Source organism: Spirosoma sp. KCTC 42546, assembly GCF_006965485.1.
GTDB lineage: Bacteria > Bacteroidota > Bacteroidia > Cytophagales > Spirosomataceae > Spirosoma.
Genome location: NZ_CP041360.1, coordinates 221,877 through 246,039 on the forward strand (window position 1 = coordinate 221,877; position 24,163 = coordinate 246,039).

Below are 24,163 nucleotides of genomic sequence, written 5' to 3' on the forward strand. Positions count from 1 at the left end.
AATTTTACTAGCCTAATTTTTAGTATCTGCACTTTTTACCAGTGAAACTACAAAACCTACCTGTTCTGTTGATGGGCGTACCGTTAATTTTGAGCCATTAGTAGATAGAGTGATTGCTTAAGGCTTTAGGTACTAATTACTTACCTGATTCATCATGTGGATTGTTCGCTTAGCGCTTGAAAAAAAATATACCATCGCCGTTATGGCGTTGCTGATCATGATAATGGGTGGGCTGGCCGTTACGCAAATGCCAACCGACATTTTTCCGCGTATTAATATTCCGGTCGTATCCGTCATTTGGGGGTATACCGGTTTGTCGACGAACGAAATGGAGAAGATGATCACCAACTTCTCCGAAACCTCACTGATTAATAACGTAAGTGACATTCAACGGCTCGAATCGCAGACCTACAATGGCACTGCGGTTCTAAAAATATTTTTCCAGCCCAGCGTTAAAATAGAAGAAGCACTCGCGCAGGTAACGGCCATTTCGCAGACAATTCTGGTGCGTATGCCGCCCGGAACACAGCCTCCGCTTATTGTCCGCTATAACGCTACCGATGTACCAGTTCTGCAATTAGGCCTTTCGTCAGATAGCCTGACTGAATCACAGATTACCGACTACGCGCAAACGCGTGTTCGGCCGCAGATCTCAACGGTACCCGGTAGCCGTCTATCGCAGGCCTTTGGTGGTAAATCCCGCCAGATTGCGGTGGATTTAGAACCCGAACAATTGGTAGCGTATAATGTCACGCCAGAGGAGGTGACCAATGCCGTCTCGGCTCAAAACCTGACGCTACCGGGTGGTTCACTGCGACTGGCTGAGCGTGAATACAATGTTCGCCTGAATTCCAAGCCTGATGTTATTACTACTTTAAATGACATCCCGATTAAGACCGTTGGTGGAACGACTGTTCACATGCGCGACGTCGCTAACGTGCACGATGGATCTGCTGTTCAATCGAATATTGTGAAGCAGGATGGCAGTAAGGGGGTGTTGATGCGGATCGTGAAAACGGGGAATGCCTCAACGACCGAAATTGTCGATAAGATTAAAAACCAGATTTTACCAACGGTTCGGGCCGCAGCGCCATCAAATCTGCGTATTGAAGCACTGTTCGATCAATCGCTGTTTGTGCGGGCCTCTATCAAAGGCGTATTAGTAGAAGGCTTAATTGCTGCGCTATTGACTGCAGCGTTGATTTTACTCTTTCTGGGAAGCTGGCGCAGTACGCTTATTGTAGCGATCTCGATTCCATTATCTATTCTGTCGTCTCTGATTGTTCTGTATTTGTTGGGCGAAACGCTGAATATTCAAACCCTGGGTGGACTAGCGCTTGCCATTGGTATTCTGGTGGATGATGCAACGGTTACCATCGAAAATATTCACCGGAACGAAGAATTGGGCATGCCGCTACGGCAGGCCATTCTCGAAGGTGCCCAGCAAATTGCCACGCCAACGCTCGTCTCTACACTTACCATTTGTATTGTATTTACGTCGGTTCTGTTCCTTGAAGGACCGGCCCGATTCCTGTTTGGTCCCCTGGCCGAAGCCGTGGTGTTTGCCATGCTGGCGTCTTACGTACTTTCCCGGACACTGGTTCCGGCGCTGGCTGATCTGATGCTAAAGGGTGAGAGCCATGGTACAGGACACGAGCTTGAATCGGCGAGTCGGCCATCGGCCTTTGCTCGTTTTTATAACCGCTTCAATGCGGGGTTCGATCGGTTTCAGGCTCGGTATATTCGGGCTTTGGAATGGGTACTCAATAGTCGTAGAACCGTATTTGCTGTATTTTTAGTGGTGATTATTTTCACCGGCGTGCTGTTGCCGTTTGTCGGGCGTGATTTCTTTCCGCATGTCGATGGTGGGCAAATGCGGCTTCACTTACGTGCACCTGCCGGTACCCGTCTCGAATCGACCGAACAGGTTTCGGCTAAAACGGCTGAAATTGTTCGTGAAGTAATTCCGGAAGCCGAAGTAGGGTCAATTATTACGAACATTGGCCTGACCTCCGAGCGGTATAATTTCTTTTTCTCTGATAACTCATCGGCCAGCTCTGCGGATGCGGAATTGCTGATTTCGCTGAATGAAGACCGTTCGCACTCAACAGACGACTATGCCAGTGAGTTGCGGGCGCGGCTACGTGAAGAAATGCCTGACGTTACGTATTTCTTCCTCCCCGCCGATATCGTCAGTCAGATTCTGAATTTCGGTCTGACGGCCGCTATTGATGTGCAGGTGTCGGGCTTCGACCGCGCTAATAACCTTAAAGTAGCGCGGGATATGCAGGATAAAATCGCGCAGATTCCAGGCCTAGTTGATGTGCATTTGCACCAGGTGCTAGACGCCCCCGAACTGTTCCTGGATGTGGACCGTGAACGAGCTGGTCAATTGGGCCTGACCGAACAACGGGTGGCAACCAATCTGAATATTTCCCTGAGCGGCACCGGTCAGACCCGCCCGAACTTCTGGCCCGATCCAAATACGGGTTTTCCCTACATCATTGCGGTACAAACACCACCCTACAAACTTGACTCATACGAAAAACTGCTTCAAACGCCCGTTACGGCAGGTCAGGCGCAGGCAGGGCCACAACTGTTGAGCAATGTAATGACGATGAGACGCACGGTTGCTCCCGTCATTATCAACCGGGTTAATACACAACCGACCTATGATGTGTATGCGTCTGTCGAGAAAACGGATCTAGGATCGGTTGCGAAGGCGCTGGAGAAAATCTCGGCCGAATACAAAACACAGCTAAAACCTGGTAACGTTATTTCGATTCGAGGGCAGGTGGAGAGTATGGAAAGCGCCTTTAACCGATTGGGTCTGGGTATTGTCTTTGCTGCTTTGCTGGTGTACCTGCTTATGGTCGTTAACTTCCAGTCGTTCCGTTATCCGTTTATTATTATCACTGCCTTGCCAGGTGCGTTGTGTGGCATGGTCTGGATGCTATTTCTGACCGGCACTACGTTTAGTATTCCATCGCTGATGGGCGCAATTATGAGCGTAGGTGTAGCTACGGCAAACAGTATTTTGTTGGTTAGCTTCGCGAAAGATCATTTGCCTGAAGTTGGCGGTAATGCCTACGAAGCGGCTCTCGAAGCAGGACGGACTCGTTTGCGACCTATTCTGATGACCGCCATTGCCATGATTATCGGGATGCTCCCCATGTCGCTGGGGCTTGGCGAAGGGGGTGAGCAGAATGCTCCACTTGGACGGGCTGTTATCGGAGGCTTATTAATGGCCACGTTTACCACGCTGTTATTCGTGCCAGTCGTTTTTAGCTATCTGGCCCGGAAACCAAAGTCGGAGGATCAATCGACACCCGTTGTATCATGAGCTTGATTTATCACATTGTTTCGGCTGCCGATTGGGCTGCACAGGAAAATTCGCCGACTTATGAAGCTGCCAGTTTACAGACGGAAGGCTTTATCCATTTGTCGCAAAAAGAACAGGTGGGCGCAACCTTGGGCCGGTATTATGCAACCGTTCCTGACTTGCTGCTGCTGCATGTCGATACAGAGAAATTAACGCAGGAACTAAAATATGAACTTGCTACGAACAATGAGTTGTTTCCCCATCTGTATGGGCCTCTCAATAAAGATGCTGTTATAGAAATAGAACAATTGAACTAGTTGTCTTTGAGTTACTTATATGAAAGCGTTACGAATCATTATTCCCTTACTGGCCCTCACTGCCCTATTTGTATTTTTCGGAGTATTGCCGAGAATCAAGAATACGCAGGAACTGAAGGCAGCCGCTGATCAGGAAAAAAGCCGGGAGCCGATTGTGAATGCCGTGCCTCTGAAGCACTCGTCCGATACAACCGGCCTGACGCTGCCTGGCCAGATTCAACCCTATCGACAAACACCGTTGTACGCTCGTACGCAGGGGTTTCTGCGCCGGTGGTACGTAGATATTGGTGCGCATGTAAAACAGGGACAGGTATTGGCCGTAATCGATGCGCCTGAACTTGATCAGGACATTGCGCGTGCCAAAGCGGACCGGCAATTGGCTCAGGTTAATCTCGACCGGTTGCAAAGTGTGCAATTGCCCGGTGCCATTGCCAAACAGGATATTGATACCCGCCAGTCGGGTGTTACAGTTGCCCAGGCTAATTTGGGTCGTCTGGAGGCCCTAAAGGACTTGCAGCAGGTCCGGGCTCCATTCAGTGGCGTGATTACCAGTCGGACGGCTGAGAATGGGGTGATCGTGTCGCCAGGTACCGGCCAGCCGTTATTTACAATCTCCGAGTTAGGTACGTTGCGCGTATTTGTCGATGTTCCGCAAACGTACTTTCGTTATATCAAGATCGGTTTGCCCGCAACGGTTATCATCCCTGAGCTAAAGAACCAGAAATTTATGGGTAAAGTAGTGCGGACGTCGGGTACGTTGCGCAGTGATTCACGAACATTACTGGCCGAAGTGGTCATTCCAAATCCTGGGCAGGATTTGCCATCTGGCCTGTACAGCATGGTAAAGTTTGATATGATTGCGGCTAAAGCCCCCGTTTTAATTCCCGCAAATGCCTTACAAATAACGTCCGAAGGCCCGCGGGTTGTTGTGGTTGATCCCGACAAACGGGTTCGGTTTGTTCCAATTACGCTAGGCCGCGACTATGGGACAACGCTTGAAGCCACCAATGGCCTGACCGGACAGGAAATTGTAGTCACTAACCCCAATGACCGCCTTCGCGATGGTCAGAAAGTTCGCTTCCGAAAGGAGATTATTGCGGCCAAAACCGTAGCCCAACGATGAGAAAAAGTATAGTAATTAGTTTATGGTTTGTTGCGGTCGGTGCGCCGATCTATTCGTTCGAGGTAAACGCACAAACAACGCCTATTAGCCCGCCAGGTGGTGCTGTAACCATTCAACCCGGCAACGGGTCGACCAATACACCAGGTACGGTTCAGCCCCAATCACCGGCCACGAATGGAGCTACTGCGCCGACCCCGAACATAACGTCGACTTTCAATTCCGCTGACCTGGCGCCAACGCTGACGGTTAGCGGGTTTCGTCGTTTTGGTGACCCTCTGCTTGAGTCTCTGATTCAATTAGGATTGGATAATAGCCCGAACCTACGGGCGGCATTGAGTCGGTTGGAAGAGGCCCGAATTCGGGTGCGGGTTGCCCAGTCGTTTTTGTCTCCCTCGTTGCGGAGTTCGGCCCTAATTACCACACAGAGTTTGTCTCAGCATCGGCCATTAGCTCTGCTAACGGCGGCACCAGACGAAACTCCCCGTTTTCAGTTGAATACATTTCAATTGCTGCCCATTGACGCCAGTTATGAGCTAGACTTGTTTAAGCGTATTCGGAGCACCATTGCTGTTGCCGATTTGCAGGCACAAGCCAGCGTTGCCGATTACCAGGCGTTTCGCCTGAGTCTTGCCGCCGATATTGCCCGAACGTATCTACTCATTCGGGGAAACGATGCAGAACAAGCCGTTTTTCGTCGGAATATTCAGTCCCGCGATACTACCCTGTCTATTCTTCGTGAACGTTTCCGGGTGGGGCTGATCAACCAAATCGATGTGCAACGAGCCGAAACAGATTATGCTGGTTTACAGGTAACCCTCAAAGGACTGGAGCGCGCCCGTGTTGAGCTGGTCAATGGTCTATCGCAATTATGTGCACAGGACCCATCACAGTTTTCGGTTCCGGTAGGTACTTTACCGGCAACGGTCCCTAGTTATCCATTTGCTACCGTTGCGGTTGATCAATTGCAGAATCGACCTGATCTGGTGCAATTTATTCGTCAGAACCAGATTGCCGCTGCACAGGTAACGGTTCAGGAGAACAGTACCCGACCACGAGTAAATTTGGTTGGTTCGGCAGGCGTACTTTCAGGGCGGGTTGGTCCGTGGTTCACGCCAAGTAGTGGTACGTATATTCTAGGCGTCAATGCATCAGTGCCACTTTATGAAGGCCACCGCGCCCGTCAAAATATCGCGCTCTCGAAACAATTGATCCAAACGAATCAGCAGACGTACCAGCAGGCGATCCAGGTAGCCCAGCGGGATGCCGAAACGGCCCTGGATAACCTTACCCTGTTACGTCAGCAGATTGATCTGCAAGGACAAACGCTCACACTGGCCCGTCGGACGGAACAATATAACCGTGAGCTCTATGTGCGGGGGTTAGCTACCTATCTTGAAGTGCTCGATGCGCAACGTACGATTCTTATAACCGAACAGCAGTTAGTGCAGCTTCGGAGTCAGGAATCTCAGTATGCGGTTGCTCTACTACGAGCTGTTGGCGGGGATTGGTAGCACACTGATTGTCAATGTATAGAGTGATGAAGGAGTCTTACTATATGCCTTATCTAGAGGGCATATAGTAAGACTCCTTCATCTAGTAACTCTTTGTTAAGTTTTTATTAATCTAAAATCGTTTAATAAATAGGTTTGTATTGATACTGTTTATGTGTATTGGTAAATAGATTGTATTGGTTTTAATTGTAAATTGAAGCCGTTCATAGATAGGCGTGATTGGTACGTATGGCCTACACTAAGAATACTAAACTTTTCTGGTATAAAAACAGTAAGATAGTGGCAACTTTGTCACAAAATTAGTTCGATATCAATGAATCACACCTATGTCATTATTATGGCGGGGGGCGTCGGAACGCGGTTCTGGCCTTTCAGCCGGACAAGTTATCCTAAACAATTCCATGATGTTCTCGGTACCGGCCGAACGCTGCTCCAACAAACCGCCGACCGTTTTGACGGCATCTGCCCCCCCGAAAATATTTATATAGTTACCAGTTCGCTTTACAAGGATTTGTGCCAGCAGCAACTGCCGCAACTCTCCGATGATCAGGTTTTGTGTGAGCCCATTGCACGGAATACCGCTCCCTGTGTGGCCTATGCCTGTTACAAGATAGCGCAGCAGGACCCCGAAGCCAACATCATTGTTGCGCCTGCCGATCATATTATTCTGAAGGAAGAGGAATTTCAGCGAACCATTCAGACGGCTCTCGATGCAACGAAAGAGCAGGATATTCTGGTAACCCTGGGCATTCAGCCTAGCCGTCCTGATACAGGTTATGGCTATATTCAATACATTCCGGAGTCTGAGAGTGCGATTAAAAAAGTCAAGACGTTCACTGAAAAACCCCACCTTGAACTGGCTCAACAGTTTGTAGAAAGTGGCGAATTCGTCTGGAACGCTGGTATTTTCGTGTGGAACGCTCAGTCAATCATTAAAGCGTTTGAGGCATATCTGCCTGAAGTCGCCGAGATTTTTGAAGAAGGAAAAGAGGCTTATTACAAAGAGCAGGAAAGTGCGTTTGTCGATAAAGCCTATTCACTCACGAAAAGCATTTCCATTGATAACGGTATCATGGAAAAAGCGAATAACGTATACGTTGTCCTGAGTGATTTCGGTTGGTCGGATTTGGGTACGTGGAAATCATTGTATGAAGTGTCGGATAAGAATGATGACTTCAATGTGGTGGACGGTCATATCATGCTTTACGATACGAAGAACTGCATCATTAAAACGCCGAAAGATCGCCTGGTGGTTGTGAATGGACTGGATGGCTACATTGTAGCCGAGTATGACAACGTCCTGATGATTTGCCGGAAAGAAGAAGAGCAAAAAGTGAAAAACTTTGTAGCCGACGCCAAAGAACGGGGTATTGAGTTTGTTTAAGTAGGTAGTTATAAGTTGTCATTAATGGTCATTGATTGTCATTTACCAATAAATGACAATCAACCAACACCCGTCTGGATCATTTTGGTCGCGTAGCGATCTAATGAAATCCGGACGGGTGCCTTTTTTATATTAACTGGAAAAACTTTGCCCGCTTAAAATAGCAACCTGATTCCGTTCGTTATTCAGCCGTGTTGTACGATTAACCATCCTCGGTTATGCCTGTGAGAGCGGCTTTATCTTTATCTATTCTTTCGTTAAGTGTGGCCTTTGTTGGCCCGCTATTAGCCCAGATTCCCAGTAGTCCCGGCTCGTTTATTTGTAGCTACACGGGCGGGAAAGCGGCCCCCGACGTCATTTGCTCGCCTACGACCCCCTCCAATGGCCATGCTGAGCGCGTTGTTGACCGGATTTTGAAACCTATTGGGCTACTACGCAATTTCAAAGTCATTGAGTGCGCCAATACCTCTAACTGTTTCGCAACCGTCCTCAAAGGGCAGCGATTTATCGTTTATGATGGCGCTTTTATGGCGCAAATTGAGGAAGAAACCGAAACCGACTGGTCGGCTATCAGCATCATGGCGCATGAAATCGGGCACCATTTGCAGGGTCATACGATTGATGGCCGGGGGGGACAACCGATCAAAGAAATTGAAGCCGATAAGTTTTCTGGCTTTGTACTGCACCAGTTAGGGGCATCCCTGGAAGATGCAACGGTAGCCGTGAAAGCACTGGGTGATGAACACGCCACCTCAACCCACCCAGCCAAACCGGCTCGTATCGAGGCTATTCGCAAGGGTTGGCTGGAAGCGGAAGCCATGTATCCCAAAAGCCGAACGGCGGTGAAAACGCCAACCGCTATGGCTCCCAAGCCAATGAGTACCAATACCAGTTTGGCCGCATCATCTCGCCCCGTAGTGGCACCTGCTGCACCCGTCCGCCGGGCTGGTAACCGGGTAACAGTAGGTTGTGTGTCAGGTGATTGCCAGGATGGGACAGGGGTATTTGTTTACCCAACCCTCGAACGCTACGCAGGCGAGTTTGAAGAGGGCGATAAACACGGCGAAGGGACAGAATACTACGCCGATGGTAAAGTGAAATACAAAGGAAATTTTCGGGATAATCTCCGTTCCGACTATGGTGTGTATTACTACCGAAACGGCGATAAATACGTAGGATGGTTCCAGAATAATATTCCTAACGGCAAAGGAACCTACTATTTTGCGGATGGCGATAAGATCGTGGCTACGTTTAAGAACGGTCAGCCAGTGCAGTAATCCAATAGCTACTCTAGTTTATTCGTAACGAGTGTACATTACCAACTTAGTACGAATAACATACACCACAGGGCTATCAATAGTCAGCATAGTATGGCGACTATTGATAGCCCTGTGGTGTATCTGTGCTTCCTGATTCGGACTATTCCCCAATTTCGTCGCACCTAAATCGCCTACAGATGCTTTTGGCTTAACCGATCGGTCAGCCTAAAAAAAGTAAACTATTTTTTCGAATTGGAGGGGACACTTCACCGGTTAGCTACTCTTGTTAGTAGGAGTAGACTATTTGTAGATTTTATTGCCTATATCTCATGCCTATCTATGCCGATTATACGGCTGAGGACCTTGCTCAGGATGATTTCTTTCGGGAATGGGTGCAACAGCCCGATTCTGAAACCAATTTATTCTGGTCTGATTTTCTGACGCGTTATCCTGAAAAGCAGCCTGTAGTTGTAGCAGCCAGAGCCTTGCTGAAAGCGGTTTCGCGGGTGCAGGTTATACCTAGCGTAGAGCAGGGAAACCGGATGTGGGCAATAATTGACCAACATCTTCAGGAAAAGGAAAACACCGTTTTAGCTGACGAACCGCGCCAGTATCAGTTGGGCTTCCGATGGCAGTGGTTGGCGACTGCGGCTTCAATTGCTTTAGTGCTAGGCATTGGGTGGTGGTTCATGCTGAAACCGGGTGCGTCAAATAGCATAGGGACGCACATTGCTACGCCTGGCGAATCGACAGTTGCCTGGATTGAGAAAATGAATACGACCCGCCAGCCATTATCTATTCAGTTGGCAGATGGGAGTCGGGTTGTTTTGGAGCCACAGACTAAACTAAGCTACCCGGAAAAGTTTTCAGATCAAAAGCGCGAAGTCAGCCTGACGGGAGATGGCTTTTTTGAGGTTGTAAAAAATCCCAGGCAACCGTTTCTCGTCTATGCAAACGGGTTAATAACGCAGGTCGTTGGTACAAGCTTTCGCGTGAAAACGCTGGCAAACCTGAATCAGGTAACTGTTGCCGTACGTACCGGAAAAGTGGCGGTGTTTAGTATGAAAGCATTTCAAAAGGCTCAGCAACAGAAGGGCAAGATTGCGCATATGCTACTGTTGACACCGAATCAACAAGCCTTATTTGAGAAAGATAGTGAGCGACTAACGAAAAGCCTGGTTAAGGAGCCCGCGTTGATTAAAAAGCCAGAGAACAATCAGCATTTTGTGTTTGACAACACGCCCGTTACGGATGTGTTTCAAACCCTGGAGGAATCCTACGGCGTAACAATCAAGTATGATCCAGAGGCACTAAAGCGGTGCAATTTGACGGCTCCACTGGGCGATGAGCCTCTTTTCCGGAAGTTGGACCTGATTTGCCAAACGATCGGTGCAACCTATGAAGTTTGGGAAACACAGATAGTTATCACTGGGAAAGGGTGCAACTAATAATCAATTAGCTACCTGGCAATAACACATTAACCCCTTATATATGAGAAAAACCTGACCTGCATTTAAAAAACCGGATCGCCAGGGTGGCCTTGTTGCGACCAAAGCTACCTCAGCAATCCGGCGTTCTTACTGTTCCCGTTCCTTTTCTGGCGTTGCGATTACCCTGAAAAATGGGGACGGGATTGCTTTTGCCCTTCATTTCTGAATCTGTTGAACAAAAACCAGTTTAAAAGTATGAAAAAACCTTGGGAATCACCCTTTTCCCTTTACCATGTCATGAAGATTACCTGTGTACAGTTGATACTGGCTGTAGTCTTTACAAGCCTGACCATAGCCCGGAATGGCATGGCCCAGGAGCTATTAAATCGTACGGTATCCGTTCAGGTGGAGAATAAACCGCTAAAAACCGTTCTGAATCGAATCGAGAAAGCCGCCAAAATAAAGTTTACCTACGTACCGCAACTGATTGATGCCGAGAATAAGGTGTCGGTGTGGGCTGCCAACGATCGGCTTGATGTCATTCTTGATCGACTGCTGAAGCCGCTCAATATCAGCTACCAGGTTTCGGGCAATTATATCGTGCTACGCAAAGAAGCGAGCAGTTCCAGTTTGCCTGATATGGGCCAAATTCCCATTATGGCGGCTGAACTGACAATTGCGGGCACCGTATCCGACGAGAAAGGAGACGTGTTACCGGGTGTTAGCGTACTATTGAAAGGTACACAACGGGGTACTGTTACGGATAGTAAAGGTGAATTTCGGCTGGCCGTTCCCAATAATTCGGCAGTGCTTGTATTCAGCTTTGTTGGGTATCAAAGCCAGGAAGTGGCGGTAGGCAATCAAACGACTCTGACTATTCAGTTAAAGGCCGATGAAAAAGCCCTCAACGAAGTGGTTGTCATTGGCTATGGGGCCGTCAGAAAGCGGGATTTAACGGGTTCCGTAGCGTCTATCGGTTCAACCGAACTCACGGCGCAACCTATTTCCTCATTTAACCAGGCTTTACAAGGCCGGGTAGCGGGTGTACAGGTTACTAATTCCTCAAATGCGCCGGGCGGGGGCGTCACGATTCGGGTACGAGGTGGCAATTCTATTTCAGCCTCCAACGATCCGCTTTACGTGATTGATGGTTTCCCCGTAACGAATCCTGCGTCGGCGCAGGGGGCCAGTGGGTCATCCAATTTTCCGAATGTGCTCTCAACAATCAACCCCAACGATATTGAAAGCATCGAAGTCCTGAAAGATGCATCGGCTACCGCTATTTACGGTTCTCGTGGAGCGAACGGGGTTGTGCTGGTCACTACCCGACGGGGTAAAGAAGGACGATCGACGGTCAATTTTGATACGTATTATGGCGTGTCGAACATCACCAAAATGCTTGAGCTAGCCACGGCTGAAGAGCAAACCGCGCTCAAAAATGAACAACTCCGAAATCTGGGGTTCGCTGAACGATTCGGGTATACAACGGCCTATCCTAAGAAACCGTCAGAATATGGGGTCGGCACCAATTGGCAGAAGGAAATTTACCGACAGGCCCCGATGCAGAACTACCAGCTCTCGTTTTCGGGTGGAACGGATAAGCTTCGGTATCTGATCAGTGGAAATTATTTCAATCAGGATGGCATCATTATTACCAATAATTATAAACGGTACACAGGTCGGATCAATCTGGACGCTACTGTGAGCAACCGGTTCAAAATTGGGACTACGTTTACAGTAAGCCACGGCATTAACAATGGCATTAACGAGACCGGCTATACCGGCAGCCCAGTGGGGGCGGCCCGAACCATTTCTCCGGCAAGTCCAGTATATGATGCTACTGGCAATTGGCAATTACTGAACGTTGGTCCCGGTTCGGGTATGGCCAGTATTGCCAACCCGGTTGCCTTACTACGAACCTCTACAAATGCGCTATTCAGTGATCGGGTGCTGGGTAATCTGTTTGGCGAGTATACATTATTGGCCGGTTTAACTGCCCGCGTTAGCGTAGGTGTCGATCTGCTCAATACCCGACGATACGTTTTCTACACGCCCCAAACGCTGGCGGCTAATACGGTAAATGGCTATGGCTCTAATGGTACGTCGAGCAATGTAAATTTGCTGAACGAGAACACGTTAACCTACAACCGAACGCTGAATGCCAATCATGCCTTCGACATTGTGGCGGGTATTACCTTCCAGTCTAATCGGGAAGACCGCTCGTATCAGGAAGCCCAGAACTTTGCCAACTATACCTTGGGAGCTTATAGCCTGGGGCAGGGATCTGTACTGATCGCCCCCACCACTACGGTTCAAAAATGGGGCTTAAACTCCTATTTAGGCCGGATTAATTACCGGTTCATGGATCGCTATTTATTCACCCTGACCGGTCGACTCGATGGCTCGTCGCGATTTGGGCTTAACAACAAGTATGGTTTCTTCCCCTCCGGCGCTTTTGCCTGGCGTGTATCGGATGAGCCATTTCTGAAAAACAGTAAAGCGATCAGTGACCTGAAATTCCGATTAAGTTATGGCTTAACGGGTAATGATGGGATTGGGCTGTACAGTTCATTACCTTCCTACCTGACTTCCCGTTCCGTCTTTGGAGATACAGAAGTGGTAACGACTCAGGCACAAACCATTGGCAATCCTGATTTGCGTTGGGAAAAAACGGGGCAATTTGATGCGGGATTTGATCTGGGCCTACTTAATAACCGAATTCAGGTAACGGCTGACTATTACATAAAAACAACGACTGATTTACTCCTGGGGATTGATCTGCCTGCTACTACGGGTTTCACAACCGTAATCCGTAATATAGGTAGTCTCACAAATAAGGGTGTTGAACTAGGTATTACATCGGTAAACGTCGACGGAAAATTCAAGTGGACAACATCGGGAAACATTTCGGCGAACCGAAATAAAGTAACCCGCCTGGCCGATGCCGATCAGTATCTGGTCACTGATGGGGGAACGAGTATGCAAACGATTGTAAAAGTGGGCGAGCCTATTGGGTCCTTCTACGGACGGGTTTTTGACGGTGTGTGGCAATCGACCGACGCGGTGAAGGCCGCTGGTACTCTGGCTCAAACAGGCGATATAGGCGGAGCCCCTCGCTTCAAGGATGTGAACGGAGATGGTGTGTTCAATAACGCTACTGACCGTGCCATCATTGGGAATGGCTTACCTAAATTCATCTATGGCCTGACGAATACAGTTTCGTTTAAAGGGCTGGATCTTTCGATTTTCTTTCAGGGTGTGCAGGGAAATCAGATTTTCAATTATACCCGCAGTGTTACAGAGATTGATCCCGGCGCCACGGCGCTTCAAAGCTTTATTGACGATCACTGGCAAACGGAAAAACCATCCAATAATCGTCCCTCGGCCCGGCAGTGGAATTTCACGAATAGCTCGTATCTGATTGAAAACGGCTCCTTTCTGCGGCTTAAAAACGTCTCGCTGGGTTACCGGCTTCCACTGAAAACGAAAGCGATCCGCTCTGCCCGGGTCTATGTAAGTGGCCAAAACCTGCTCACGTTCACCAAGTACACGGGCTATGATCCGGAAGTGAACTCCAACTTCACCAGCAATACGACCTACGGCATTGATAACTATGCCTACCCGCCTTCCCGCACCTTCACCATAGGGGGTACTATCACGTTCTAAGTCGCTAATTCTTTGTCAGTCCTATGCGTCAGGCGCATAATCGCATAAACAGCCATGAAAAAAACTAACTATTTGCTATCCTTATTGAGCTGGCTGCTGGTGGCCAGCAGTTGCCAGAGTAATCTGGAAGAAGTGCCGATCAGTTTTTTGAGCGAATCCAATTCATTTATTACGGCCGCCGATGCAACCACGGCCATTAATGCGGTCTATGACCGGGCCAAGGTTATTTACCAGATACCCATGATTGTCCTTGGCGATTTGAGCGGAGAGGATCTCCTGGTTCGGCCCGATGGCGATCCGGCCGTCAACGAAATCGATCAGTTTAAATATACGGCATCGACAAACTATTTTGACAGCTTTTATACCAACTCCTACGTCGCCATCGACCGGTCGAATCGAGTGATCGAAAACGTCCCAAAAATTGCGATGGACACCAAACTCCGTGACCAGATTGTTGGGGAAGCTAAATTTCTGCGGGCCCTGCATTATTTTAATCTGGTTCGGGCTTTTGGCGATGTTCCCCTAGTGGTGAAAACGACGACCGATGTTGTGAATGTCAAAATCCCCCGTGATCCTGCCGATAAGGTCTATCAGCAGATCATTCAGGATTTGCTGGATGCTGAGAAGGTGCTGCCCGTTAGTTACACCGCAGCCAGCGAAGTTGGTCGCGCTACCCTGGGTGCCGCCAAGTCAATCCTGGCCAAAGTATACCTGACTCGTAAAGACTGGACCAATGCGGCTACGAAAGCGAAAGAGGTCATTGATTCAAAAACCTACAGTCTCGTGGCAGACTATCGGGACGTATTCACGCCCGAAAAAGAAAACGGCCCTGAGCATATCTTCTCGATCCAATTCAGCTGTATTCAGCCAAAGTATGGCAGTTCAATGGCCGAAAATTTTGCCATTTATTTTAGCTATCCAATTAACCTGACGGGTGGATCTCTTCAGGTTACGGATAGCTATGCAAACTCGTTTGTGGCGGGTGATTACCGCAGGCAGGTGGCTGTCATTACCCAGAAAACAATTGCCAATGGCACGGTCGTTATGTCCCGAACCGGGCCTCACCTGGATAAGTACTGGGACCCTAATGCCTGTGGTGCGGGGGCTGCCCGGAATAATTTCCTGGTTATTCGCTATGCTGATGTGCTACTGATGTACGCAGAGGCCCTTAATGAACTGGCTGGTCCTGGCGTTGAGGCCTACAATGCTATTAATCAGGTGCGAACACGGGCGAGGAAAGGCGTCAATACCACGGGTCCGCAGGATCTGTCAGGGCTTACGCAGGATCAGTTCCGTGATGCGATTTTGCAGGAACGAAGCTGGGAACTAGCCGGGGAAGGGCACCGACGATGGGATTTACTGCGTACCGGGAAATTGCTGGCAGCTGCCCAAACCCAAGGCTATACGGTTTCGGATAAATACCTGCTTTTCCCCATACCTACCTTCGAGCGAGATGCCAATCCGTCGCTAACTCAAAATCCGGGTTTTTAAGCAAGTGCAGACTTGCCTATTAGCTGGTATGACCCTGTTGGGGTCACACCAGCTAATGGATGATTAGCCATTAGCTAAATGCTTCCCATTTATTAATCTTAGACAATACGATGAAATCTATTTTCTTTTTTTGCTTACTGCTCACCTGTTGTAGTGCTTTTCAGATAGAAATACCGACTCAAACAGGAACCTACGATGTAGTCGTGTATGGAGGAACTCCCGGAGGGGTTATTGCTGCAGTGGCTGCTGCTCGCGAAGGCGCACGTGTGTTGCTTATAGAACAAACCAAACATGTCGGTGGGCTAAATACCAGCGGTATCGGCACCTCCGAATCCGAACACATGATTGAGGAAACGTACTCAGGATTACCGCTGGAATTTTATGAACGGCTGGGTAAGCATTATGGTAAAAATGGGCCGGTGTTCTATTTCGAGTCGCATGTGGCCGAGAAAGTATTTACCGATTTGCTACAGGAGGCAAAGGTGAAGGTAATGTACACCACCTTTATTAAGTCCGCCAAAAAACAGGGAACAGCCATTCAGTCGATAGCATTGACGAACGGCACGTCCGTAGCAGGGAACGTTTTCATTGATGCCACCTACGAAGGCGATTTACTGGCTCGGGTGGGTGTATCGCATACCCACGGCCGGGAGAGCCGGGAGCAGTATGGCGAATCGCTGGCTGGCGTGCGCTTCATTGATACCCCCATTGAAGCCGCTCCTTACGATGATGCCGGTAAGCTACTGCCGGGTTTTGTCGAACGAGCTACTTTAACCGAAGGGCAGGCCAGTGACCGGGTAATGAATTACAATTTTCGGTTGATGATGTCGACTAACACAGACCGGCGACCGTTTCCCAAACCCGCTTCGTATAAACCCGAGCGCTATGTCTTACTAACCCGCTTGCTTAAAAATCACCCGGAAACGAAACTGGTTGATATTATTGACCTATATTCCTGGACCTACCCAAAAGGCAAGTTTGAGACGAACAACAAACAAAAGGCGGTGATTTCACTAGGACATTTTGGTGGGAATGTGGATTATCCAGAGGCCAGTTACGCCCGACGAGAGGCTATTTACCAGGACCATAAATCCTGGACGCTCGGGCTGATGTACTACTTGGCCAACGATCCATCCGTCCCGGAAACCTTGCGTACCGAAACGGCGGGCTACGGCTTGAGTGCGAATGAATTTAAAGACAATGAAAACTTCCCGTACTACCTCTACGTTCGCGAGGCCCGGCGCATGGTTGGGGCGTATGTACAGACCCAAAAAGATATTCTTCAGGAACGTACAAAACCCGATGCCATCTGTTTAGGCTCTCACTGGATTGATAGTCACCATGTGCAACGGGTGGCTGTTTCGAAAACCCAGTTTGTGAACGAAGGGCGTATCTGGGAGCCAATCAGCCAGCCTTACGAAATCTCCTATCGGGCCATCACACCCAAGGCCACCGAGTGTACTAACCTGCTTGTGCCGGTATGTATATCGGCTTCGCACGTAGGCTTTTGCTCGCTCCGAGTCGAATCGACCTGGATGCAATTGGGCAACAGCGCAGGCATAGCCGCTGCTATGGCCGTAAAACAAAAGAAGGCTGTACAGAATTTAAATGCAGACGAGCTCAAGAAGGCGCTGGAGAAGAAGGGCGTCATTCTGAGTATCGATCACCAGGTATGGAACGGCAACCGGGACATGCCCAAAAAATCGTAGAATTAATTGAACCCAGAGCCGCAGAGAACACAGAACTTTATACACCTCTGTGTCCTCTGCGGCTCTGGGTTCAATTGAGTAGGCAGCACCGCACCGTTTCTTTCGGATTATGGAGATAAAGTAGTCTAACCATCGAAAAAATAACCATGAAGCGGTTTCTCATCGTTACGTTTCTTTTCATCAGTTCAATAGCGGCCGCTCAGGTCCGATTCGCCCGGCTATTCTCAGACCATGTCGTACTGCAACGTCAGCAACCAATTCCGGTCTGGGGTTGGGGTAAACCACGCGAAACGGTTCAGGTAACGCTGGCGGGCCAGACTCAACAGGGAAAAGCAGATGCCGATGGAAAATGGCTGGTGAAATTTTTGCCGCTGGAAGCCGGTGGGCCGCATAAACTGGCCATTTCGGCAAAATCAGGGAAAGCTGAAGTAAATGATGTGCTGATTGGCGAGGTGTGGCTCTGCTCCGGTCAGTCTAACATGGAATGGCCAACGAAACAGGCTACTAATTTCCCCACTGAAAAGAAAAATGCCAACTATCCCCAAATTCGCCATTTTCGGGTTGACCACGAATTGGCATTAACGCCCCAAACAGACCTGAAAGCGGGCGATTGGAAAGTTTGCTCGTCCGAAACCGTCGGAGATTTTACGGCCATCGGGTTTTTCTTTGCCCGGGAGTTATACCAAAAATTGAACATACCTATTGGCCTTCTGCATTCATCCTGGGGTGGGTCGCAGGTGGAGGGCTGGATCAGTAAAGAAGGTATGCTCAGCAATGACGAACTTCGGTCGTATGCCCATACTATGCCAACTACCTGGCAGGCCGCTGATAGTATTGTTGATGCCAAACTGCAACTCCAGCTTCTGGGGAAAGTAAACCCAACTGCCGCCGACGAGCAGAACTATCTGGCGACGGGCTATGATTTTTCCAGATGGAAGAAGGCGGATCCGTTTGGGCAGTGGGACTGGAAAGATATGCATGGGTTCCGTGGACAAGGCTACATGGCCAAACTTGTCGACATTCCGGATGATATGGCTGGCGTGCCAACGACGTTGGCATTGGCTGAAAATGACAGTCCCAATGAAATTTATATAAATGGTACCCGGATTGCGGAAGGTGTGTTGACCGGTGTACGAAAGATTGATATACCCGCCAATACCTGGAAGGCTGGCCCCAACCGGATCGTTATTAAGTTTGGCAATATGGTGAAGCCGGCCTGGTATGGGCTTGGGTTGATGGGCTCAGCAACCGATCTCTATGTAAAGAGTGCAGCCCAGCAGGTCAGCCTGGGGGGCGATTGGCAGCTTATGCCTGCTTTCGCTGAAAAGCATGAATACACCCGCTTCATGAACAACGTAGGTATCAGTATCTACAACGCCATGATTGCTCCGTTAATCCCATTTGCCATACGAGGTGTGCTTTGGTACCAGGGCGAAAGTAATGCCGGACGTGCGTATCAGTACCGGCAAACGTTTCCGCTGCTGATTACCGACTGGCGTAAGAAGTGGAATCCAGATGGACGAAACCCGGATTTCTCTTTTTACTTCGTTCAGCTATCCAGCTATGGCGGTAATCAAAGCAGCAATCAGGGCAGCGGCTGGGCCGAACTTCGCGAGGCCCAAACCATGACCTTAAGCCTGCCCAAAACGGGAATGGCCGTTACGACCGATATTGGCAATCCAAAGGATATCCACCCAACAAATAAGCAGGATGTAGGCCATCGGTTGGCGGTAAATGCCTTAAAACTTGATTATGGTCAAGACATAAATTATAGCTCACCGCTTTACGAGTCGGCCAGCTTTGATGCCGGAAAAGCTATTGTTACGTTCAAACACACGGCTAATGGGTTGATGGTGAAAGATAAATACGGATACTTGAAAGGCTTTGAAATTGCGGGGGAGGACAAAGTTTTTCATTATGCCAAAGCTGAAATCAATGGCAACCGTGTCATTGTATCGCACCCGTCTGTTCAGAAACCCGTTGCGGTACGCTATGCCTGGACAGATGCCCCCGACGAGGCTAATCTGTTTAATTCGGAAGGTTTTCCGGCCAGCCCATTTCGAACCGATTCCTGGCCTGCTGTGTCGAAGGATGTTCGCTTCAACTAAATGGAGCCTGGTGTTAAAAGATAAGTTGATAGCTGCCGTAATACTGGCTAGGCTACCCGAATTGGCGGCTGCTGATTTCAGGAATGATTTCTGCCATTCCTGTTCTCCATTCTGGTTAAGCTTGAGGGTTTCCAGCGCGTGTATTGATTGTTGTTAGTGGATGACGTTGACGCTCGTCATTGTATCTCCTTGATTAATGCACTCACCTTTGTAGATCAATTTCAGTATGGTGCATACCGTTACTGGTTATTCAAACGGATTTTAGGTTGATCGTAACTGCCACAAGCCAGACTGTTTATGTGAAAAGTTGATCTGAGGGTAAAATTAATTGGCCCGAAGTAATGCAGCCTTTAGCCTAAACAGGAATTCATATAGCCCGGGAAAGTAGCGCAGTGCCTACTTATGCTTTACTAAAATATCATCCACAATCTTAACATTCAGCCTATTATGACGCGAGCTATACCTGGAATCAAGCAAATTGGGCAGCTATTATTTTCACGAATAGCGCCTGTAATTGGCGGGGGATTACTGTTTATACAACAGGGTTTCGCTCAGTATACGCCCGGAAATTTAGTTGTTCTTCAGGCGGGTACAGGAACGGGCTCGCTAGTCAATACAGGTAATCCAATTGTGCTTCGAGAGTTTACGCCTACCGGAACGGCAAGTACAACGGTTACGGTCTCATCGTCTGGCGGTGACGCACTCATTATAAGTGGAAGTGCTGCTTCGGAAGGTCTCCTGGCCCGTTCGCCAGATGGTCGTTTACTCGTATTTGGGGGTTATGCGCAAACACTGCCAAACTCAACGCAACTGGCAAATTCAACGAGCGCTACCATTAACCGGGCAATAGGTACAGTTGATCCAGCAGGTACGTTCAGCCGGGTTGCAGTGAGCAATACCTTCCATTCGGCAAATAATATACGAGGAGCTGCTTCGGATGGGTTAACGAACTTCTGGTCTGCAGGAGGCAATGATGGGACCGATTATTTTGGTACGGGCACGGTCGCTACCGTCCAGAACGCCAAAGTTAATACGCGTGCAGTGGCTGTTTTTAACAGCAAACTTTACTTTTCAACACAATCAAGTGCAGGTACATCCACATCACTAGGGATTTATCAGGTTGGTTCTGGGTTGCCCACCACGGCGGGGCAACCGATTTCATTGATTATCGACACGGGTACGGGATCGAATGCGGCAGGCTTTTATTTTAATCCTGCTGGTACGATTTGCTACATTGCCGATGGCCGAACAGTAGCGAATGGAGGAGGAATCCAGAAGTGGACATTCAACGGCAGCATATGGTCCTTAGCGTATACATTTGGAACAGGCGCTGCCTCCACCAATGGAGCCTTTGGTGTTGCCGTAGATTTCTCGGGTGCCAGCCCCGTGATTTATGCCACAACAACCGAAAGTACGGCGAACCGCCTGATAAAAGTCACGGATACGGGTTCAGACGCAACAGTTTCGTTAGTAACTACTGCCCCAGCCAACACAAGTTTTCGAGGGGTAGCTTTTGCTCCGGTAACGCCCCAGCCCGATCTTACCATAACGCTTGCCGCGCCAGCCGCGGGTATCGTTAATCAGCCATTCGATTATTCTGTAGTTGTTAGTAACCCAGGGAGTGCCAGTGCTTCAGGCATTAGCGCTCAGGTTACTTTGCCAGCATCGGGCGCTACCTATATTACCGCCGTTGGAGCCAGTGGCTTTACGGCTAATGAGTCAGGAGGTATCGTTACATTTTCCAACGGTACGCTAAGCGCGGGAGGGAGTACCACCCTTACGGTTAGCGTCACACCTACCGTAACCGGCACGCTCGTAAGTGGTATCGCACAGGTTGATCCGTTAAACACCGTTTCTGAAAGCAACGAAGTCAACAACTCGGCTCAATCCGTTACCACCACTGTAGGGGCAGGTAACCAGCCGCCTACAGCTCCTGTGCTTGTCAATCAAGTAGGGAATGTTGGGGTACCCTTTACCTATACAATTCCGGCATTCACTGATCCTGAAAGCCAATCACTGACCTATGTAATTACCGGTGCACCCGGCGACTTAACGGTCGATAATGCTACCCGACTCATAAGTGGTACGCCTACAACTACGGGTATTTCAACCGTAACGGTGGTTGTTACAGATCCCGGTTCACTCTCTGCAACCGGTACATTCACCATTACTATCAATACCAATCAGCCACCGGTTGCCCCGTCAATTGCGAATCAGACTGCCACGGTTGGTACGGCGTTCAGCTTTACAGTACCGGCGTTTACAGATCCGGAAAGTCAGTCGTTAACCTACGCTATCTCTGGTGTGGGCAATGGACTGTCGGCTAATAATAACACCCGGATCATTAATGGCACACCTACGGCCAGTAGTGTACAGATGGTGACCGTTGTGGCCAGTGATCCAACGGGCCAAACGGCTACCGCTACATTTTCACTTTCGGTTAGTGCAACCCCGGCAGGGTTAATTCAGATTACTGAATACATGTATGCATCAATTAATGAGGGGGGATCTGGTGTTGGAGAATTCGTTGAACTGACGAATGTGGGTAACGCGCCGATTGACCTGACTGGCTGGAGTTTCGATGATAACTCGCGGCAACCCGGATCGTTTACTGGAGTCAGCGCATTCGGTGTTGTTCAGCCTAACGAATCGGTGATTATTACCGATGCCACCGCCGAGCAATTTCGATCGTTCTGGTTTCTTCCCGCATCCGTCAAAGTAGTGGGAGAAAACAGCCAGAATCTGGGCCGAAGCGATGAGATCAATATCTACGATGCCAGTACTAATCTCGTAGCCCGACTTACGTTCAATGATCAGGGGGCCAATCCATCGGGTACGGTCCGTACGCAGTTTGTAAGCGCCTGGCCACAGCGTAATTTATTGGGTCAAACGAATACGGGTGGTTGGCAGCTCTCCGTCGTCAATGATAGTCAGGATTCTTACATGGCTACTACCGGCGACGTAGGCAACCCTGGTGGTTACTTTATTCCCCTTAATCGGTCTGTCAGTATTCATGCCACAACTAACTCGGCCTATCTCAACTTATCCAGCAGCGGCCCTGCCTTTGTAAGTGGCGTACTGAATGACCCCACTGATCCAGCCAGTACGATTGGCCTAAATTTTACCCTAAGTGCCGCCACTAACCTGACCGTGACCGCCAGTAGTAGCAACGCCAGCGTCGTGACCGATGCCAATCTGAATCTGACCGGAACAGGAGCCAGCCGGAATCTCAAAATCACACCCAATGGGATTGGTTATACCACGATAACCCTCACCGTTAGTAGCAGTACCGCATCGGGTTCTTATGTACTTAATTATGCCGCTTCGGCGGCTTCAACTACGCCCGCATTGACACGGTTTCATACGGGGGCTAGTGATGCTTCTACCGCTATCCGTGTCGATGCGGATTATATGCTGGTGGGCGATAGTGAAAACCAGGTTCTTCGACTTTACAATCGGCAGAACTCAGGCTTGCCGCTGGCCGGATTTGATTATAGCTCTTCACTAAATCTGACTGATCTGGCAGGTGCAGTACCTCGAGAAGTAGCTCTTGAGGCATCGGCTATAGCGGGGAACCGCATTTACTGGTTTGGCTCACAGAGTAACAAAGCAGGTGGAGGGGCACGACCGAACCGCGACCGGGTGTATGCTACGGATGTAACCCTAAATGGTGCTAACACGACCCTGGCTTATGTGAGCCGCTACGACTACCTACGGGAGGATATTATTGCCTGGGATGTGAACAACAGTCATGGTAAAGGAGCAAACTATTACGGCTTACAGGCCAGCGCCGATGCCGCTACAGACCCGAAAGCTTCTTCTGGCTACAACATTGAAGGGGCTGAATTTGCGCCCGATGGTAGCACCGTTTATATCGGATTCCGTGCCCCGCAGGTACCCTTGCCAGGCCGGCCAAAGGCGTTGATCATTCCTATCACAAATCTGGCTGGTATTTTGGCGTCTACGGGTGGAACGCTGGGTTCCGCTACCTTTGGCGCCCCCATTGAGCTGGATCTGGGTGGTCGCGGCATCCGGGAGATTCGAAAAAATGCGGCTAATCAGTACCTGATCATCGCCGGATCATCAGGTGGTGCTTCGAATACTCCGCCTGATGATTTCAGACTCTACACCTGGACGGGAGCAGCCACGGATGCACCGGTGCTTCGGGCCGATAACCTGGCTACGCTGGCGGTAGATGGAAGCTTTGAAGCGATTGTAGAGGTACCGTCTGATTTAACGGTAACCAGTCAAATTCAGTTACTTGTTGACAATGGAGATGCGGTTTATTACAACGATGCCACAATTGCCAAGGACTTACCACAGGCCAATTTCAAGAAGTTCCGTAGCGAAGTGATTACCCTGGGTACAGCCCAGCAGCACGATCTGTCGCCCACGGTAGATTTGCCCCAGGCTAATTTTGACGTGAGTGGTCCTGATGCTACCCGCAACTTTATTGTCACGATTGGGGAAGTGGGCGGATTAGCAACTACTGCGGGTACTATTGTCATTACCATGACCGCACCAGCTGGTTATACTGTTTCGTTTGATAATACCCTCACCAGCATCAATGTGACAGATGGGTCCAATAATCCGGTTACAGTGGCTAATACGAAGTGGACAGTTACGAGTAATGTGGCAGACCGCCAGTTGAGTTTGCGTATTAATAGTGGGCAGTTGATCGGAGCGGGTGGTCAGGCTGTATTAGGATTTAGCATAACCCGCACAACAGCTAATTCGGGTAGTGTTTCGAATATCATTGTTAATGTGCAGGACGATGGAGCAAACAACTATGACAGCAACTCTGCTAATAACGTATATTCCCGAATTGTTACTGGACTGTAAC

Annotated in this window: 12 protein-coding genes; all 12 read left to right on the forward strand. The window is 49.2% G+C overall.

Translation table 11 applies throughout. From position 1 onward, the window contains the following. Positions 1-154 precede the first annotated feature (154 nt). The 12 genes from EXU85_RS00955 (at position 155) to EXU85_RS01010 (ending at position 24,162) form a co-directional block, all read left to right on the forward strand. Positions 155-3,343, forward strand: coding sequence for an efflux RND transporter permease subunit (locus EXU85_RS00955; protein WP_142770287.1), 3,189 nt, complete (start codon positions 155-157; stop codon positions 3,341-3,343). After that, positions 3,340-3,639, forward strand: coding sequence for a DUF952 domain-containing protein (locus tag EXU85_RS00960; protein WP_142770288.1), 300 nt, complete (start codon positions 3,340-3,342; stop codon positions 3,637-3,639). The genes EXU85_RS00955 and EXU85_RS00960 overlap by 4 nt, the downstream gene beginning before the upstream one ends. Before the next feature lie 19 nt (positions 3,640-3,658). Beyond that, on the forward strand, positions 3,659-4,762 hold the full coding sequence (locus tag EXU85_RS00965; RefSeq protein WP_142770289.1) for an efflux RND transporter periplasmic adaptor subunit: 1,104 nt from the start codon (positions 3,659-3,661) through the stop codon (positions 4,760-4,762). Further along, a complete protein-coding gene (locus tag EXU85_RS00970) occupies positions 4,759-6,273 on the forward strand; it encodes an efflux transporter outer membrane subunit (RefSeq protein ID WP_142770290.1) in 1,515 nt (504 codons plus the stop codon). Before EXU85_RS00965 ends, EXU85_RS00970 begins: the two co-directional genes overlap by 4 nt. Positions 6,274-6,586: 313 nt before the next feature. Continuing rightward, positions 6,587-7,657, forward strand: coding sequence for a mannose-1-phosphate guanylyltransferase (locus EXU85_RS00975; RefSeq protein ID WP_142770291.1), 1,071 nt, complete (start codon positions 6,587-6,589; stop codon positions 7,655-7,657). Positions 7,658-7,875: 218 nt separating this feature from the next. After that, the gene (locus tag EXU85_RS00980) at positions 7,876-8,934 is read left to right on the forward strand and encodes a M48 family metalloprotease (protein ID WP_142770292.1); all 1,059 of its coding nucleotides are present in this window, start codon (positions 7,876-7,878) and stop codon (positions 8,932-8,934) included. Between the two features lie 311 nt (positions 8,935-9,245). Further along, positions 9,246-10,364, forward strand: a complete 1,119-nt coding sequence (locus tag EXU85_RS00985) for a FecR family protein (protein WP_142770293.1) — start codon at positions 9,246-9,248, stop codon at positions 10,362-10,364. A 237-nt stretch (positions 10,365-10,601) separates the two neighbouring features. Further along, positions 10,602-14,012 (forward strand): TonB-dependent receptor, encoded by a 3,411-nt coding sequence (locus EXU85_RS00990; RefSeq protein ID WP_142770294.1) that lies wholly within the window; start codon positions 10,602-10,604, stop codon positions 14,010-14,012. A gap of 54 nt (positions 14,013-14,066) precedes the next feature. After that, a complete protein-coding gene (locus tag EXU85_RS00995) occupies positions 14,067-15,503 on the forward strand; it encodes a RagB/SusD family nutrient uptake outer membrane protein (protein WP_142770295.1) in 1,437 nt (478 codons plus the stop codon). Between the two features lie 110 nt (positions 15,504-15,613). Next, positions 15,614-17,212, forward strand: coding sequence for an FAD-dependent oxidoreductase (locus EXU85_RS01000; RefSeq protein ID WP_142770296.1), 1,599 nt, complete (start codon positions 15,614-15,616; stop codon positions 17,210-17,212). A gap of 146 nt (positions 17,213-17,358) precedes the next feature. Then, complete coding sequence (locus tag EXU85_RS01005) at positions 17,359-19,320, forward strand: sialate O-acetylesterase (protein WP_142770297.1); 1,962 nt, start codon at positions 17,359-17,361, stop codon at positions 19,318-19,320. A 447-nt stretch (positions 19,321-19,767) separates the two neighbouring features. Next, on the forward strand, positions 19,768-24,162 hold the full coding sequence (locus tag EXU85_RS01010) for an S-layer family protein (protein ID WP_142770298.1): 4,395 nt from the start codon (positions 19,768-19,770) through the stop codon (positions 24,160-24,162). Position 24,163: the final 1 nt, after the last annotated feature.

What these genes read in the sequence shown, in the direction of transcription:
- EXU85_RS00955 (WP_142770287.1), top strand. Translation starts at nt 155, where the DNA reads ATGTGGATTGTTCGCTTAGCGCTTGAAAAAAAATATACCATCGCCGTT.
- EXU85_RS00960 (WP_142770288.1), top strand. Translation starts at nt 3,340, where the DNA reads ATGAGCTTGATTTATCACATTGTTTCGGCTGCCGATTGGGCTGCACAG.
- EXU85_RS00965 (WP_142770289.1), top strand. Translation starts at nt 3,659, where the DNA reads ATGAAAGCGTTACGAATCATTATTCCCTTACTGGCCCTCACTGCCCTA.
- EXU85_RS00970 (WP_142770290.1), top strand. Translation starts at nt 4,759, where the DNA reads ATGAGAAAAAGTATAGTAATTAGTTTATGGTTTGTTGCGGTCGGTGCG.
- EXU85_RS00975 (WP_142770291.1), top strand. Translation starts at nt 6,587, where the DNA reads ATGAATCACACCTATGTCATTATTATGGCGGGGGGCGTCGGAACGCGG.
- EXU85_RS00980 (WP_142770292.1), top strand. Translation starts at nt 7,876, where the DNA reads ATGCCTGTGAGAGCGGCTTTATCTTTATCTATTCTTTCGTTAAGTGTG.
- EXU85_RS00985 (WP_142770293.1), top strand. Translation starts at nt 9,246, where the DNA reads ATGCCTATCTATGCCGATTATACGGCTGAGGACCTTGCTCAGGATGAT.
- EXU85_RS00990 (WP_142770294.1), top strand. Translation starts at nt 10,602, where the DNA reads ATGAAAAAACCTTGGGAATCACCCTTTTCCCTTTACCATGTCATGAAG.
- EXU85_RS00995 (WP_142770295.1), top strand. Translation starts at nt 14,067, where the DNA reads ATGAAAAAAACTAACTATTTGCTATCCTTATTGAGCTGGCTGCTGGTG.
- EXU85_RS01000 (WP_142770296.1), top strand. Translation starts at nt 15,614, where the DNA reads ATGAAATCTATTTTCTTTTTTTGCTTACTGCTCACCTGTTGTAGTGCT.
- EXU85_RS01005 (WP_142770297.1), top strand. Translation starts at nt 17,359, where the DNA reads ATGAAGCGGTTTCTCATCGTTACGTTTCTTTTCATCAGTTCAATAGCG.
- EXU85_RS01010 (WP_142770298.1), top strand. Translation starts at nt 19,768, where the DNA reads ATGACGCGAGCTATACCTGGAATCAAGCAAATTGGGCAGCTATTATTT.